The sequence below is a fragment of the Streptomyces sp. AA4 genome (genome assembly GCF_000158875.1).
GTDB lineage: Bacteria > Actinomycetota > Actinomycetes > Mycobacteriales > Pseudonocardiaceae > Amycolatopsis.
Genome location: NZ_GG657746.1, coordinates 6,805,007 through 6,819,946, shown reverse-complemented (window position 1 = coordinate 6,819,946; position 14,940 = coordinate 6,805,007). Strand labels below are relative to the sequence as shown.

Annotated in this window: 12 protein-coding genes and 1 pseudogene; 8 read left to right on the top strand and 5 right to left on the bottom strand. The window is 69.7% G+C overall.

Annotated features, from left to right (window positions below):
• Nucleotides 1-1,421: pseudogene (rho, locus tag SSMG_RS31015) on the top strand (transcription termination factor Rho); the annotation flags it as partial.
• Between the two features lie 54 nt (nucleotides 1,422-1,475).
• On the opposite strand, the gene SSMG_RS31010 reads toward rho, so the two are convergent.
• Nucleotides 1,476-3,029, bottom strand: coding sequence for a trypsin-like serine protease (locus SSMG_RS31010; protein ID WP_009082621.1), 1,554 nt, complete (start codon nucleotides 3,027-3,029; stop codon nucleotides 1,476-1,478).
• Nucleotides 3,030-3,212: 183 nt separating this feature from the next.
• Nucleotides 3,213-3,737 carry a hypothetical protein gene (locus tag SSMG_RS31005; RefSeq protein WP_009082619.1) on the bottom strand — a complete coding sequence of 175 codons (525 nt, stop codon included), beginning with the start codon at nucleotides 3,735-3,737 and terminating at the stop codon, nucleotides 3,213-3,215.
• A gap of 233 nt (nucleotides 3,738-3,970) precedes the next feature.
• On the opposite strand from SSMG_RS31005, the gene rpmE reads away from it, so the two are divergent.
• Nucleotides 3,971-4,198, top strand: a complete 228-nt coding sequence (rpmE, locus tag SSMG_RS31000; RefSeq protein WP_009082617.1) for a 50S ribosomal protein L31 — start codon at nucleotides 3,971-3,973, stop codon at nucleotides 4,196-4,198.
• 81 nt (nucleotides 4,199-4,279) lie between these two features.
• Nucleotides 4,280-5,350 carry a peptide chain release factor 1 gene (prfA, locus tag SSMG_RS30995; RefSeq protein WP_009082615.1) on the top strand — a complete coding sequence of 357 codons (1,071 nt, stop codon included), beginning with the start codon at nucleotides 4,280-4,282 and terminating at the stop codon, nucleotides 5,348-5,350.
• 12 nt (nucleotides 5,351-5,362) lie between these two features.
• On the opposite strand, the gene SSMG_RS30990 is transcribed toward prfA, so the two are convergent.
• Both SSMG_RS30990 and SSMG_RS30985 read right to left on the bottom strand, forming a co-directional pair.
• Nucleotides 5,363-6,790 (bottom strand): hypothetical protein, encoded by a 1,428-nt coding sequence (locus SSMG_RS30990; protein ID WP_009082614.1) that lies wholly within the window; start codon nucleotides 6,788-6,790, stop codon nucleotides 5,363-5,365.
• An 86-nt stretch (nucleotides 6,791-6,876) separates the two neighbouring features.
• Nucleotides 6,877-7,650, bottom strand: a complete 774-nt coding sequence (locus tag SSMG_RS30985; RefSeq protein WP_037715414.1) for a TIGR03619 family F420-dependent LLM class oxidoreductase — start codon at nucleotides 7,648-7,650, stop codon at nucleotides 6,877-6,879.
• A gap of 239 nt (nucleotides 7,651-7,889) precedes the next feature.
• On the opposite strand from SSMG_RS30985, the gene SSMG_RS30980 reads away from it, so the two are divergent.
• On the top strand, nucleotides 7,890-9,089 hold the full coding sequence (locus SSMG_RS30980) for an IS110 family transposase (protein ID WP_009082610.1): 1,200 nt from the start codon (nucleotides 7,890-7,892) through the stop codon (nucleotides 9,087-9,089).
• Nucleotides 9,090-9,106: 17 nt separating this feature from the next.
• Here SSMG_RS30980 and SSMG_RS30975 read toward each other — a convergent pair whose 3' ends face one another.
• Entirely contained in the window at nucleotides 9,107-9,844 is a 738-nt protein-coding gene (locus SSMG_RS30975; protein ID WP_037715411.1) for an alpha/beta fold hydrolase, read from the bottom strand.
• Nucleotides 9,845-9,901: 57 nt separating this feature from the next.
• Here SSMG_RS30975 and SSMG_RS30970 point away from each other — a divergent pair, with 57 nt between their 5' ends.
• From SSMG_RS30970 to SSMG_RS30955, 4 genes are all read left to right on the top strand, one after another.
• Nucleotides 9,902-10,246 carry a MerR family transcriptional regulator gene (locus SSMG_RS30970; RefSeq protein ID WP_009082605.1) on the top strand — a complete coding sequence of 115 codons (345 nt, stop codon included), beginning with the start codon at nucleotides 9,902-9,904 and terminating at the stop codon, nucleotides 10,244-10,246.
• Between the two features lie 74 nt (nucleotides 10,247-10,320).
• Nucleotides 10,321-11,187 (top strand): peptide chain release factor N(5)-glutamine methyltransferase, encoded by an 867-nt coding sequence (gene prmC / locus SSMG_RS30965; RefSeq protein WP_009082604.1) that lies wholly within the window; start codon nucleotides 10,321-10,323, stop codon nucleotides 11,185-11,187.
• A gap of 274 nt (nucleotides 11,188-11,461) precedes the next feature.
• Nucleotides 11,462-13,516 carry a M6 family metalloprotease domain-containing protein gene (locus SSMG_RS30960; RefSeq protein ID WP_009082603.1) on the top strand — a complete coding sequence of 685 codons (2,055 nt, stop codon included), beginning with the start codon at nucleotides 11,462-11,464 and terminating at the stop codon, nucleotides 13,514-13,516.
• A 116-nt stretch (nucleotides 13,517-13,632) separates the two neighbouring features.
• Entirely contained in the window at nucleotides 13,633-14,814 is a 1,182-nt protein-coding gene (locus SSMG_RS30955; RefSeq protein ID WP_037715407.1) for a hypothetical protein, read from the top strand.
• Nucleotides 14,815-14,940 lie beyond the last annotated feature (126 nt).

Genomic DNA, 14,940 nt, shown 5'->3' with positions numbered 1-14,940 from the left:
CGGGACAACGGCCGCGACAACCGGGACAACGGCCGCGACAACCGCGACGGCAACCGGGACAACCGCGGCGGCCAGGACAACCGCCAGGATCGCCAGGACCGGCAGGACAACCGGCAGCGGAACCAGCAGGACAACCGCGACAACCGGAACAACGGCCCCCAGGACGACGACGAGGAAGGCGGCCGCCGCGGGCGCCGCTTCCGCGACCGCCGCCGCCGGGGCAGCGGGGGCGGCCGCGCCGAGGGCGGCGCGCCGGACACCGAGATCCGCGAGGACGACGTCCTGCTGCCGGTCGCCGGCATCCTGGACGTGCTCGACAACTACGCGTTCGTGCGCACCTCGGGCTACCTGGCCGGGCCGAACGACGTGTACGTGTCGCTGTCGCTGGTCCGCAAGTTCGGCCTGCGCCGCGGCGACGCGATCACCGGTGTCGTGCGCCAGCCGCGTGAGGGCGATCAGCAGCGGCAGAAGTTCAACTTTTTGGTGCGCGTCGACTCGATCAACGGCTTGGAGCCGGAAGAGGCCAAGCGCCGTCCAGACTTTCTCCCAAGCTGACGCCGCTGTACCCGATCGAGCGACTGCGTCTCGAGACCGAGCCGCACAAGCTCACCACCCGCGTGATCGACCTGATCATGCCGGTCGGCAAGGGCCAGCGTGCGCTGATCGTGTCCCCGCCCAAGGCCGGCAAGACCACGATCATGCAGGACATCGCGAACGCGATCACCACGAACAACCCTGAGGCCCACCTCATGGTCGTGCTGGTCGACGAGCGTCCGGAAGAGGTCACCGACATGCAGCGGTCGGTGAAGGGCGAGGTCATCGCCTCGACCTTCGACCGCCCGCCGTCCGACCACACCTCGGTCGCCGAGCTGTCCATCGAACGGGCCAAGCGCCTGGTCGAAATGGGCCACGACGTGGTCGTCCTGCTCGACTCGATCACCCGTCTGGGCCGCGCGTACAACCTGGCCGCGCCGGCGTCCGGCCGGATCCTGTCCGGTGGTGTCGACTCGACCGCGCTGTACCCGCCGAAGCGTTTCCTCGGCGCCGCGCGCAACATCGAGAACGGCGGCTCGCTCACCATCTTCGCGACCGCGATGGTGGAGACCGGGTCCACGATGGACACGGTGATCTTCGAGGAGTTCAAGGGCACCGGCAACGCGGAGCTCAAGCTCGACCGCAAGATCTCCGAGCGCCGCGTGTTCCCGGCGGTGGACGTCAACCCGTCCGGCACCCGCAAGGAAGAGCTGCTGCTCTCGCCGGACGAGCTGGCCGTCACGCACAAGCTGCACCGCGTGCTGCACGCGCTGGACTCGCAGCAGGCCATCGACCTGCTGATCTCGCGGCTGCGCAAGACGAAGACCAACATCGAGTTCCTGATGCAGGTCTCGAAGACCGCCCTCGGCGGTGGAGACGACGACTGAGTCTCTGTGCACGAAACGGCCCGTCCCGGGTTTCCGGGGCGGGCCGGTTTCGTTTCACGCGGTTCCGGCGCGGCTTCCGGTCAACCGGCATCCCGGCCGGTCCAGGTCGATCCGGTTCCCCGGAGCCAGACATCCGCCGATCGCCGACACCTGCTGTCCGTAACTGCGGCCCTTGACCGCGGTGACCGTCCCGTCGGCCGCCACTTCGCACGGGTTGCCCTCGGTGCACGACTCGCCGTCGCGATTGTGGGTGTTGTTGATCCCCACCACGGTGTTCCCGTCCGGCGACAGCAGCGCGGTCCCGGAGTAGCCGGGCAGGCTGACGCATTCCTCGCTGTCGGCATAGCGCACGGACTGGTCCTGTTGCCAGCCGCCTTCCCGCAGATGCGGCACCACCGCGGCGACCTCGCACTTCGGCCGGTGACTCTCGTACGCCATCTGCATCCGGTCCCCGGCGAGCATCGGAGTGGACGTCAACCGGAACACCTTGGCGCCGGCGGCCGCGAGCTGAGCGTAGGTCCGGTCGAGCCGGTACAGCGCGAGGTCGGTGCCGGTCATCGTCGCGTACAGCAGCCGGGTGGCGCGGGCGGTGGTCTTCGGATATCCCTGCCGATCGGCGATGGGGATTGGCCTATCCAGTCCGGCAGGCTGATTCACCAGTGCTTTCCCCGGTTCCGGCCGGTTTCTTGCTACGCAATGCCCGTTGGTCAGCGCCAGCGCCGGATCCGAATCCCTGGCGGTGCGCGGCCGGATCACCGAGCCCATGCAGTCGCCGATCTTGGCGGTGCCTTCGACGTTGGGAATGACGGTGTCCGGCGGAACGGCGGAGCCGGACACGATCCCGTTGATCCAGGGGGCATTCCGCGTTACGTCGACGTACAGGTCCGGCAGGTCGGCGCCGCGGATGCCCGGGCCGACCACCGTTCCGGCCAACGCCCATCCGGAGCCTTCGCGAACCAGCGCCGGTCCGCCGGAGTCGGTCACCCCCGGTCCGACCCCGGCTTGGCGGCTCCCGATGCACAGCGGCGGCGAGATTCCGTTGTCGTCCCAGCAATCCGGCAACGGCTGCACCGCGGTGTCCGCTTCGTGCAGCTTCCGGGGGAAACAGACCGGATCGGCGAAGTTCCCGCACGACAGCGAGGTGGCTCCCCAGCCGAGAATCCGGACCGGGGTGCCGACGGCCGGGGTGCCGGTCGCCAGCCGGACCGGTTTCGCCCGGACGGGACGGGCCAGATGCAGCAGGGTCAGGTCCTCGCCGGGCGGGTTATAGCTGGCGTGGCGGCGGTAGAACTTGTCGACCGGGACCAGTTCGCCGCCGGATTTCGTGTCGAGCGACCCGACCCGGACGTTCCAGCCGCGGGGGACCGCGGTGGTCGCGCCGGTGGGCGTGTTGGCGCAATGCCCGGCGGTCAACGCCCATTGCGAGCCGATGAGCACGCCGGTGCACCGGTGGCCGTCCGGCCGGGGGGCGTCGTACTGCAGGGAAACCAGGAATGAGTAGGGCTGCGAGGACTCGGTGCCGCCGATGATCGCGGAGGCCGGGCTGGCTTGGACCACAGTGGCGGCCAGCACGGTGCCGAGGAGCAGCGCGGAAGATCGAATGCGCATTTCTCGCACGATGTCGGCCGGATGTCCGCGGACCGCTACCGCTGCGTGACAGTTTGCCGGTAACTGCGCTGCGGCAAGGGAATCTCGCACCGACGGAGCGTTCCTCGCCGACCCCAGGCGCGGCCAGGAACACTCCGTCGGTTCAGGAACTCGTGCCGGGGGATGGCGGGCACGAGCTCCGGCTCAGTGGCGGGGGACGGCGGCCGGGGTCCACCCGCGGTAGTTGTTGAAGTAGCTGGTGGAGCTGCCGTGGCCGATCTTGCCGCCGACGCTGGTGGCGTAGAAGCCGCCGTTGCCGTCCGCGATGCCGACGTGGCCGTAGGCACTGATGTTCCAGTACACGAACGAACCGGCGGGCGGCTGGCCGCTGGTGTGCTTCGGGCTGGCTCCGTTCCAATGCGCGTTGGCCGACGCCCAGACCCCGGTGACGCCGTACGAGTTCTCCGCGGCCTTCTCGCAGTAGTGCTCCCATCCGGTGCTGCCGGCGTGCGCCTTGTACCAGGCGACCGCGCCCGCCGGGGTGCCGTCGCCGGCTCCGGTCAGGTTCGCCTCGGACAGCTCGGTGAACGTGCCGGCGGCGGGGTTGACGTCCGCGGCCGTGATGCCGTCGGCGGCGTTCGCGGCGGGGGCGAAGACCGCGGCGGAAGCGGCCAGTGCGAGCACCGCGGCCGGCTTCGCGAGCCGGGTGAGCAGGTCGGTCGTGCGCATGTCCGGACCTCCAGTAAGTGAGCGATTCACGAACTCGGCCAGGTTCTCGCCAGCGGGTACAAAATCCGTACAATGCGAAGGTTCTTCACTACCCACCGTCGCCGCGTGCGGCGGAATACCTGGTCACCGGGGTGTGTTGAAGACCTTGCCGGCACGTCTGGCAGAATGACCCGCTGAAGTCCGGCACCGGTTCACCCCGCACTGGGGACCCGGGGCCAACGAGAGAGGACACCATGAAGAGCGGTATTCACCCCGAATACGTGACCACGACCGTCACGTGCAACTGCGGGAACAGCTTCGTCACCCGCAGCACGAAGGAGTCGGGTCAGATCCACGTCGAGATCTGCTCGAACTGCCACCCCTTCTACACCGGCAAGCAGAAGATCATGGACACCGGTGGCCGGGTTGCCCGGTTCGAGAAGCGCTACGGCAAGCGTCAGCAGAAGACCGACGCCAAGTAGCTTGTCCGACGGCGCCCACCCGCACGCCCGGGTGGGCGCCGTTGTTCTGTCCGGGCCTGTTCGCGAGAGGAAGACGGCGAAGTGGATTCGAGTTCGCTCAAGGGGCTGCTCGACGAGCACGCGCGGCTGGAACAGGAGCTGGCGGACCCGGCGGTGCACGCCGACCAGGCCCGGGCCCGCAAACTGGGCCGCCGTTACGCCGAGCTGAGCCCGGTAGTGCGCGCGGTGCGCGAGCTGGACCAGGCGCGCGACGACCTGTCCGCGGCCAAGGAACTGTCGGCCGAGGACGCGACGTTCGCCGCCGAGGCCGACGAGCTGACGGCGAAAATCCCGCAGCTCGAAGCGAAATTGACCGAACTGCTGCTGCCGCGCGACCCGTACGACGGCTCCGACGTCGTCATGGAGATCAAATCCGGCGAGGGCGGCGAGGAATCCGCGCTGTTCGCCGGCGACCTGCTGCGGATGTACCTGCGCTACGCCGAGCGGCACAACTGGAAGGCCGAGGTGCTCGACTCGACGGAGTCGGACCTCGGCGGCTACAAGGACGTCACGCTGTCGCTCAAGAGCAAGACCGCGGACGTCGAGGGCGTCTGGGCCCGGCTGAAGTTCGAGGGCGGCGTGCACCGCGTGCAGCGCGTGCCCGCGACCGAGTCCCAGGGCCGCATCCACACGTCCGCGTCCGGCGTGCTGATCTACCCGGAACCGGAAGAGGTCGAGGTCGAAATCGACCCGAACGACCTGCGCATCGACGTGTTCCGCTCGTCGGGTCCCGGCGGGCAGAGCGTCAACACCACCGACTCGGCGGTGCGGATCACGCACCTGCCGACCGGGATCGTCGTGTCGTGCCAGAACGAGAAGTCGCAGATCCAGAACCGCGCGCGGGCGTTGCAGGTGCTGCAGGCCCGGTTGCAGGCGATCGCGGAGGAAGAGGCGGCGGCGAAGGCGTCGGACGCGCGTCGTTCGCAGGTGCGGACAGTTGACCGTTCGGAGCGGGTGCGGACGTACAACTTCCCGGAGAACCGGATTTCGGATCACCGGGTGAACTACAAGGCGTACAACCTGGACCAGGTGCTCGACGGCGAGCTGGACGGCGTGCTGGACGCGCTGGCGGCGGCTGACCGGGAGGAACGGCTCGCCGCGCAGTCGGGCTGAGTTCCCGATCGGTTAGACCGCGGCGGGGATTTCTTCGGTGCGCGGGTCCTCGGCCTCTTCCGGCGCGGTTTCCGCGCGGGGGAGCAGGCTGAGGATCGCGAACACCACGGCCAGCACGGTCGGGAACAGCGTCAGCAGCTGGTGTTTCACGCCTTCGATGCCTTCGCCCAATGCGGACTGACCCAGCTGTCCCGCCGCGAAGAACACCAGCAGGAACGCGACAATCCCGTACTCGCGCCGGTTCCGGCGGAACGCGCGGACCCCGGCCCAGCCGACGAGCACCCAGATCGGGATCAGCGCGAACAGGCCGAGCGGCGCGATCAGCGCGGCCAGCCCGGAGAACACCGGCACCCGGTATTCCTTCGAAAGCCGCGGCTGTCCGGACAGTTCGCCGAAGCTGCCGAGGTTCGCCGGACGCGCGGTGAGCGCGTCCACCCCGCCCTGCTGCAGGATTTCGACCGTCCGGCCCGGGTGCGTGGCGTAGTAGTGCAGCACGTTGCGGCGGCTGATTTTGTCTTTGTACTGCGGGTAAAGCGGGTCGTGCCAGGCCGCGCGCTCGCCCCACCAGCCGGTGCCGACGTACTGCTCGAACGATTCCGGCAGGCCGAGCGCGGCGAGGTCGGCCTTCGTGTCGTGCTTTCCGTCCACAATGGAGTCGAAAATCGCGTGGTACATGTTGGCCTCGCGGTATTCCGCGTTGGCCGGATCGCCTTGGGACTGGATCGCCAGGGTGCCCGCGCCCACGATCGCGAGCACCGCGAACGGCAGCACCCAGCGTTTGCGCCCGCGCGCGCCGGACGGGCGGGCCAGCAGCAGCGCGAGCGCGAAAAGCGGGATGAGCAACAGGGTTTGCGATTTGGCGTTGATCCCGACCAGTCCGCCGAGGACAGTCGCCGCGGCACCGGCCCAGCGCAGTTTTCCGGGGCGGTGCAACAGGAACAGGCCGCCGCAGATCAGCAGGATGCCGAGGAACGCCGCGCCTTCGCTGAGCACCGACGCGAAGTACCCGAAGAACGCCGAGTCGCCCAGCACGAGCAGGAGCAGGACCGTCGCGATCAGCCGGTTTCGCCGGTTCAGGTCGAGGCCGAGCACCGTGACCGTGATCGCGCCGGCGACCAGCACGCAGGTGAGCACGCCGAGCACCAGCAGGTTCAGCACGCCCGACGCGCCGAACAGCGCGCCGAGCTTGCCCGCCGCCCAGTCCAGCCAGGCCTGGCTCGAGACGTAGGCGGAATCGCACGGCGGCGCGGACCCGTAACTGAACCGGACGAACCCCTCCGACGGCCGGTCGAGCTGCCGCCCGCCGAGCTGGCACAGCAACCGCCAGCCGTCGCCGTTGTCGGCCATGCCGATCGGCCGCGGCACCAGGAACCGCAGCAGCAACAGTCCGAGCGAGGCGACGAATACCCCGAGGCCGAAGCGCAGGTCCCTGGATCTCACCGGGCGGAGTCTAGAGGGGACCGCGGCGACGGCTGGGGGCGCCGGGTCTCGTGAGCGGCGAAGCCGGTTCTAACCGGCCTGGCCGCTCACGAGGTCGCCGCCGCGAACGCCGCCATCCGCTCCTCGTACCCCTCGACCTCCCCGAAGTGCACCGCCACCGCGTCCGCGCCCGCCGCCTGATACGCCCGGTAGGTCTCGACGGCCGTCTTCTCGGCGAACTGCTGCCGGGCGATCCGCCGCACGCGCCGCTCCGGATCGAGCTGGTCCAGCTTCGCGACCCGCTCCGCGAACGCGTCCGGGGAGAGGCCCGCGCTGAGCCACTGGTCCCCGGCCCGGACCGCCCGGCGCAGCGCGACCGTCGAATTCCCGCCGACCAGGATCGGAATCCGCCCCTCCGGTCGCGGCTCGAAATACCCGCCCGCCCGGCCGCGTCCGGTGGTGAACAGCTGGTCCAGCAGCGAAAGCGTCTCGTCCAGCGTCGCTCCGCGCCGGGAGAAGTCCGCGCCGATCTCGGCGAACTCCGGCTCGTTCCATCCCGCGCCGACGCCCAGGATCAGCCGGTGCCCGGACAGCCGGTCGATCGTCGCGGCCTGTTTGGCCAGCAGATGCGGTTCGCGCAGCGGCACGATGATCACCGAGACGCCCAGCTGGACGCGTTCGGTCGCCGCGGCCAGGTAGGCGAGCGTGGCCAGCGGTTCGTACACGCCGCCGAAGACCTCGCCGAACGGTTCCGGCGGGAGCACGTGGTCCGGCAGCCAGACGGCTTCGTAGCCCAGCTCCTCGGCCAGCCGGGCGAGGTCGGCGAAGCGGCGCGGCGTCAAGCCGGGCGATTCGTTCGGCAGGACCGCCTGGAGGCTCACTAGGCCACCATCCCTTCTGCAGCCCGAACCGATAGGGTTGTGATCCCTCGGTCCCGGTGGGTGCATGGCCATGGTTGCGTGCCGCTTGACGGCCGCGATGAGTACTGCCAGCCCCACCGGGTCGAGGCCGCTTGACCGGCTTTAGGAACATGCCCCACCGAGGGCCGATTAGTGAGCTTCCGGCGGGCGTCCTCATGACCGAGCGGGTCCTTCATCGCTGACGAAGGAGTACCGCGCGCGTGTTCGCGGGATGGGACTGGGCGACGGGGTCGCACGATGTGACCGTGATCGACCAGGCCGGGGCGAGGACTGACCGGTGGGCACTGGCCCACACCGAGGCCGGGATCGACAGCACACTGGCTCGGTTGCGCCGTCACGGCGACCCCGCCGATCTGCCGGTGGCGATCGAGACCACCCGGGGCTTGGTCGTGGACCGGCTGCTGACCGCCGGGCACCCAGTGATTCCTATACACCCCAATGCTTTCAACGCTGTCCGGCCGCGCTGGGGCGCGGCACGGGCCAAAAGCGACCCCGGTGACTCGTTCAAGCTGGCCGACTACCTGCGCACCGACGGCCACCAGCTGCGCACCCTGTCCCCAACCCTGGCCGAGACGCTTGAGCTGCAGGCGCTGACCCGGCAACGCGCCGACCACGTCGAGGCTCGTGTCGCGGCGGTCAACCAGCTTGCCGCGCTGCTGGACGAGCACTGGCCCGGCGGCAAAGCGGTGTTCGCCAGCCTGGACAGCGACATCGCACTGTCCTTTCTGGACCGTTACCCCACTCCTGAGTCCGCGGCCACGCTGACCGCCGGCCGGTTGGAGGCGTTCTGCAAACGCCACGGCTATTCCGGCAAGCGTCCCGGCAGCGTGCTGATCGAGCGGCTGCGCGCCGCCCCGGTCAGCGCGTCCCGGCTCGGCCAGGCCATCGTCGCCCGGCTGGTCGTCGTCCAGGTGCGGCTGGTGCGAGCCATCCGCGCCAACATTCGGGAACTCGACACCGCCATCGCCGAGGCGACCACAAGCCGCCCGTGGGCCGAACTGATCGCCGAACTGCCCCGCATCGGGACTGTCAACCTCGGCCAGATCATCGGCGAAATCGGCCCGATGCTGGAACGCGCCACCAGCTGCGCGCAGCTGGCCGCCGAGACCGGCACCGCTCCGGTCACCAAGGAATCCGGCAAGCACCGCTCGGTGACCTTCCGGCACGCCGTCAACCGGCGCGCCCGCCAAGCCCTCACCACCTGGGCCGACAACAGCCGTCACGGCAGCGACTGGGCCGCAGCGATCTACAACAACGCCCGTTCCCGGGGCAAACGCCACCCCCACGCGGTGCGCATCCTCGCCCGCGCCTGGCTGCGCGTGATCTGGGCCTGCTGGCGCGACAAGTCCTGCTACGACCCCATCACCCACCACACCACCAACAAGATCAACAAGACCTAGGGGTTGACTCAGGAAACTCATCGCAGCACCTTCCGGATCGCGGCGAGCCATTCTTCCGGCGCTTCGTCGGCGATGCCGTGTCCGGAGGCGATCTCCACCAGTTCCGCGCCGGGAATCCCGTCGGCCAGTTCGCGCGAATGCTGCGGCGGCACGAGGGAGTCGAGCGTCGTGGCGATCACCAGCGTCGGGACCGCGATGGACGCCAGTTCTGCCCGGGTGTCGACCGAGCGGACCAGCTCGACCTGCTTCGCCGTGCCCGCGGGGACCGACTCGGCCAGCCCGGCTACCGCAGCGGTGAGCTGCTCCGGCGTGAGCGCGGCGAGGAACGGTTCGCTGGCGGCGACCAGCAGCAGGTACTTGGCGAGCAGGGTGCGGTCGCCGTCGAGCAGATGCGCCCACAGGTCCAGTGCCAGCTCCATCCGCGCGTCCGGCCGGGCGAGGCCCGCGGTGAGGATGAGGCCGGTCACGCGGTCCGGATGCCGGGTGGCCACGCGGACCGCGACGGCCGTGCCGAGCGAGTAGCCGAGCACGGTGAACTTCTCGACCCCGGCGTCGACGGCGGTCGCGACCAGGCCGTCGGCGAGGTCGTCGAGGGTGCCGCCGGCGGCGGGGTAGTCGGCTCCGACCACGGTGTGCGTGCGGGAGAGGTCGTCCAGCAGCGGGCCGAAATTGGCGGTGACGCCGCCGCCCGCGCCGTGGGCGAGCAGCAGGCCGGGGCCCTTTCCGAGGACGAGGGGCGCGAAATGTTCTGTCATGTCCGCGACGTTAAGGATTGACACCAGTGTGAAGGCCAGAACCAGGGGAAGATCGGGATGCTGATCGGCGAACTCGCGCAGCGCACCGGCGTCGCGCCGCGGTTGCTGCGGTACTACGGCGAGCAGGGGCTGCTGCCCTCGACGCGCAACACGAGCGGGTACCGGGTGTACGACGAGGAGGCCGTCGTCCGCGTGCTGCAGATCCGGAAACTGCTGGCCGCGGGCCTGACCACGGAGATGATCGCCGGGATGCTCGACTGCGCGAGCGGACCCGCCGCGCACCTCGACCTGTGCCCGGACCTGGTGCGCCGGCTGCGTGGCGAACTGGCCGAGGTCGACCGCCGGATCGGGGATCTCGCTCAGCGGCGCGAAGTCCTGTCCGGGTATCTCGGCCAGGCGTGACCCCCGCGCGGCCGGGGATCGATACGCTAAGCAGCACCCCCTCCGGGGGAGTTTCGACGAGTGAAGGACGACCAGTGAATCGGCAGCCGCTGCGCCTGGCCATCATGGAGGCCACCCGGATCCTCACCGAGGCGGGCGTGGAATCGCCGCGGTCGGACGCGGATCTCATCGCCGCGCACGTGCTCGGCGTCGACCGGGGCAGGCTGCCGATGGTGCCGCTGGTCGACCCGCCGGTGATCGACGCGATCGGCCAGCTCGTCGCGCAGCGCGCGAAACGGATCCCGCTGCAGTACCTGACCGGATGGGCCGCGCTCGGCAACATCACGGTCAACGTCGGAGCGGGCGTGTTCGTCCCCCGGCCGGAAACCGAACTGCTGCTCGAATGGGGCGTGAAGTTCCTGCAGGGCCGCGAATACCCGGTGGTGGTCGACCTGTGCACCGGCTCCGGCGCGCTGGCGCTGGCGGTGGCGCACGAGCGTCCGGACGCGGTGGTCTACGCGGTGGACGTCGACCCGCAGGCGCTCGCCTGGGCCCGGCACAACGCCGACGTGCACAGCGCGGCAGGCAACACGCCGATCCGGCTCTACTCCGGGGACATCGCCGACCCGACGATGTTCGCCGAACTCGACGGTCTCGTCGACCTGGTGCTCTGCAACCCGCCGTACGTGCCGGAAGGCACGCCGGTCCCGCCGGAGGTCGGCGAACACGACCCGGCGCGCGCGGTCTTCGCGGAGGAAAGCGGCCTCGCGGTAATCCGGCACGCGATCGCGGCCGGTGCCCGCTTGCTGCGGCCGGGCGGCGGACTGGCGATCGAACACGACGACACCCACGGTTCGGCTGTTCCCGCGCTGGTGCGAGCGCGGCGGGTGCTGACCGGGGTGGAGGACCATCCCGACTACACCGGCCGGGCGCGGTTCGTCACGGCTCGCCGACTGGGCTGACGCCGCGCTGGTTCTCCAAAGGTCCGTGAAGGACTCCTTGCGGGACTTGGAGGTCGTGAGGGGAACCCTGAGGGACTCAGAGTCCGTGGGGGTTCCCCTCACGACCCGCCGCCGCACCCAGCCGGTGGCGCTGCGCCATTTGCCCCTTCGCGCGCGTCTTGCCCGACTTTCGTTGTGCGGCAGCGGGGTGGATTTCGTTCGCTCGCCTAACGATCACCGTTAGCGTCGGGCCTCGGGACCGCCGGGCGGACCGGCGGAGAAGTGAGGAGCGAGGATGAGATCCCCCTTACCCCGCCGGAATCACCGCAGCCGGACCACTCGCGCCGGGGCCAGCCGCCTCGGCACCCGCGCCCGGACCACTCGCGGTCGCCTTGCCGTCGTGGTGGCGGTCGCGGCGCTGGCTCCCGCGCTGCTCGCCGGGACCGCCGCGGCGGATCCGCTCGTCCAGGGCTGGCCCGCGCCGCTCGACTCCGCGCACTGGGCCGACCAGGCGAGCATGACCTGGCAGGACTACCGCCACGTGCCCGGCACCGACTGGGCCGACCCGGCGCTGAAACCGACCGTGCGCAAGTTCAAGGGCGCCGTCGTGCTCGCCGACTACCCGGACGCGGACTTCGTCGTCACCAAGCCGCCGCATTCGACCGTCTTCGGCAATCCGTCGACGTCGGCGAGCAATCTGCCGCGCGAGAAAGTCGCGCAGCACTACCAGGATTTCCTCAACAAACCCGAAACCCTCAACCACGGCCACACCATCAACGAATACTGGATGGAGGACTCCGGCGGCCGGTTCGGCGTCGACCTCACCGCGTTCGGGCCCTACCGGATGCCGGGCAAATCCTTCGAATACGGCATGGAAATGCAGCCGGAGGACTGTCCGGCGAACGCCGACTGCACCCGGGACCTGCGCAAGGACGCGGGCGACGCGTGGCGCGCCGACGTCGGTCCGGTCGCCGACCAGTTCGACTTCGTCTTCTTCCTCTCCGCGGGCCAGGACGAAAGCTCGACGTGGCAGGAATTCGGCGAAATGAAATTCGGCTCGAAAGAGAACGTGCCGCCCGAATTCGGCCCGCCGGGCAGCAAACCGGGCGACCAGAACTGGGCGCACACGCGGTATGTGCCGTGGACGTCGTGGGCCTCGGCGGCGAGCATCTGGCCCAACGCGGCCAACGGGTCCTCGACCCAGGCGGAAAGCTCCGGCCAGGCCGTGTACGCGCACGAGTTCAGCCACATCCTCGGCATCGGCGACAACTACAACAACCCGTTCGGGAATCCGCCCCGGCGGTCCTACACCGGACCGTGGGAAATGTTGTCGCGCGGCAGTTTCAACGGCCCCGGCGGCCCGCACACGCGCTGGCAGATCCCGGCCACCGAAGGCGGTTCGATGGGCGCGCACCACATGCTGCGCAACAAGCTCAAGCTCGGCATCGTCGATCCGAAGTCGGTCCTGAACCTCGACCGGAACCAGCTCGCCACCACCGGTCCGGTCACCGCGCGCGTGACCGCGCGGGAAGCGGAGCCGCAGCAAGGCGCGTATGCGGGCATCACGATCGCGCTGACCGGCGGGGACCGTTCGCCCAAGTGCGATCCGGCGAAGGACCCGAAGTGCGACGGCGGCGGGTACGACCACTACAGCGTCGAGGTCGTCGACCGGATGGGTTCGGACTCGTTCGCGCCGGACTCCGGCGTCCTGCTGGCCAAGACCAAGAGCCGGGACGCCGCGCCGTTCGAATGGATCGTGGACGCGAATCCGCAGGACATCAACCTGACCGACTACATCCGTCCGGACGGCACGCCGGTCAAGATCACCGTCGGCGACTACCGGCAGCTCAACGACGCCACGTTCAAGGCGGGCACCGGCGCCTCCAGCGGCTACGAGTACACCGACGAGGCCAACCGGCTGCGGTTCCTGGTCACTGATCTCGACCGGGACAGCCGCGGAGTGCTGTCGTACACGGTCACCGTCGCGTCGCTAGACGGTGCCGGACCGCAGGCGCGCGGCGCGTGGTTGTGGCCCGCACTGGCCGCGTTCGCTCGCGGCGGGCTGGCCACCTGCGACTTCCGTCTCGCCAACCCGGGTTCGGCCCGCGGCGCGGCAGCCCCCTACGACCAGGACACCTACCGGCTGACCGCGACCACGGACACTCCCGGCTGGGAAGTCCGCCTCCCGAACGCGTTGGCCACGGCCAAGTTCGGCGGCTCGACGCAAGTCCAGGCGTACGCGAAGCGCTCGGCAGGCGCGCCGCACGCCGCACGAGTACGGCTGACTGCCACGTCGATCGCCGACCCGGCGAAGACCACGACGACCGCCTGTACCGCGATCGGGTTCTGAGCCAGGGAAAGGCGCCATCCGTCCCGAGCGGCGGATGGCGCCTTTCGACAGGGTTGCCCGCTATCGAGCGAACCCCTACCTTGAGGCGGCCGAACACTCAGACTTCTGGGGGAGTCATGTTCTTGCGCCATCGCATTACGGCCGGTTGCGGCGCTGTGCTCATCGCCTGCGCGCTCACCGCGAGCGCGACCAGCGCGTCCGCCGCGGCCGGGCCGACCACCCTCCCGGCCAGCGAGTACACGCTGACCTCGGACTACCACAAATACGACGCGGTCTACTCCGGTCTCGCGGCGAAGCTGCACACCGTGCCGGTGCACACCGTCATGGACAACGCGAACCATGACCGCCAACCGCTGCCGTCCACCTTCCAACCGGCCGGGCTCGCCGGCGGTTTCCGGTTCGACGACGGCGACAACGACGACTGCACCAACTACCCGCAGGGCATCACCACCAGCCGCGACGCGGTCGGCGGGGACTACGACGGGCACCAGCTCGTCGCGGTCAGCTGGTACACCCGCGACGCGTGCGGCGGCAAACAGGTCCGCAGCCGGATCACGCTCGCTGACTGGGACGCGACGTACCCGAACAAGTACCGCAAGATCCTCCTCGTAGAACCGACCGGCACGAGCGCTTCGCCGAACTACCGGGACGTCCCGATCCACGCGGGCGGCGTCTCCTGGTACGGCGACTACCTGTACGTCGCCGACACCGGTGGCGGCATGCGGGTCTTCGACATGCGCAAGATCCTCGAGGTCAACTCGGGCGGCACGGCCGACCAGATCGGCCTGTCCGGCGGCCAGTACTACGCGCACAACTACCGCTACGTCCTGCCGCAGGTCGGCACGGTCGCCGCGCACACGACGTCCGGCACGAACCTGGCCTGGTCGACCATTTCGCTGGACCGGGTCAGCAAGTCGATCGTGATGACCGAGTACACCTGCAAGGCCGACTGCACCGACTACCCGAACCGCGCCCCGCGGGCGGTGCGCTTCCCGTTCGCCTCGGGCGCGACGACGTTCGCCGCCTCCACGACGGCGAGCCAGGCGCTGAAACTGCCCTGGTACAACCTCAACGGCGTCGCCTCGCACAACGGCCGCTGGTGGTTCAACTCCTCCGCGGCGAAGCAGCTCTACTACTGGACCCCGGCCGCAGGCCCGGCCACGCACGCCTGGGTCAGCAGCGGGGAGAGCATCTCGTACTGGGAGGACCCGAAAGACGCGGATCTCCTGTGGTCCCTGCAGGAGGGCAAGGGAAACCGCAACGTGTTCGCGGTGAAGCAAGCCACCTACGGCAGCTGACCACCGCCCGCCGAACCGCACGGCCGCCCTTTCGCTCGATCAGGCTCGGTCCGGCGCCGCCGCGTGCCCCGCACCGGACCGAGCCACCGCCCCGGCCGAGACGCCCCAATGCCACTTTGGTTGCGT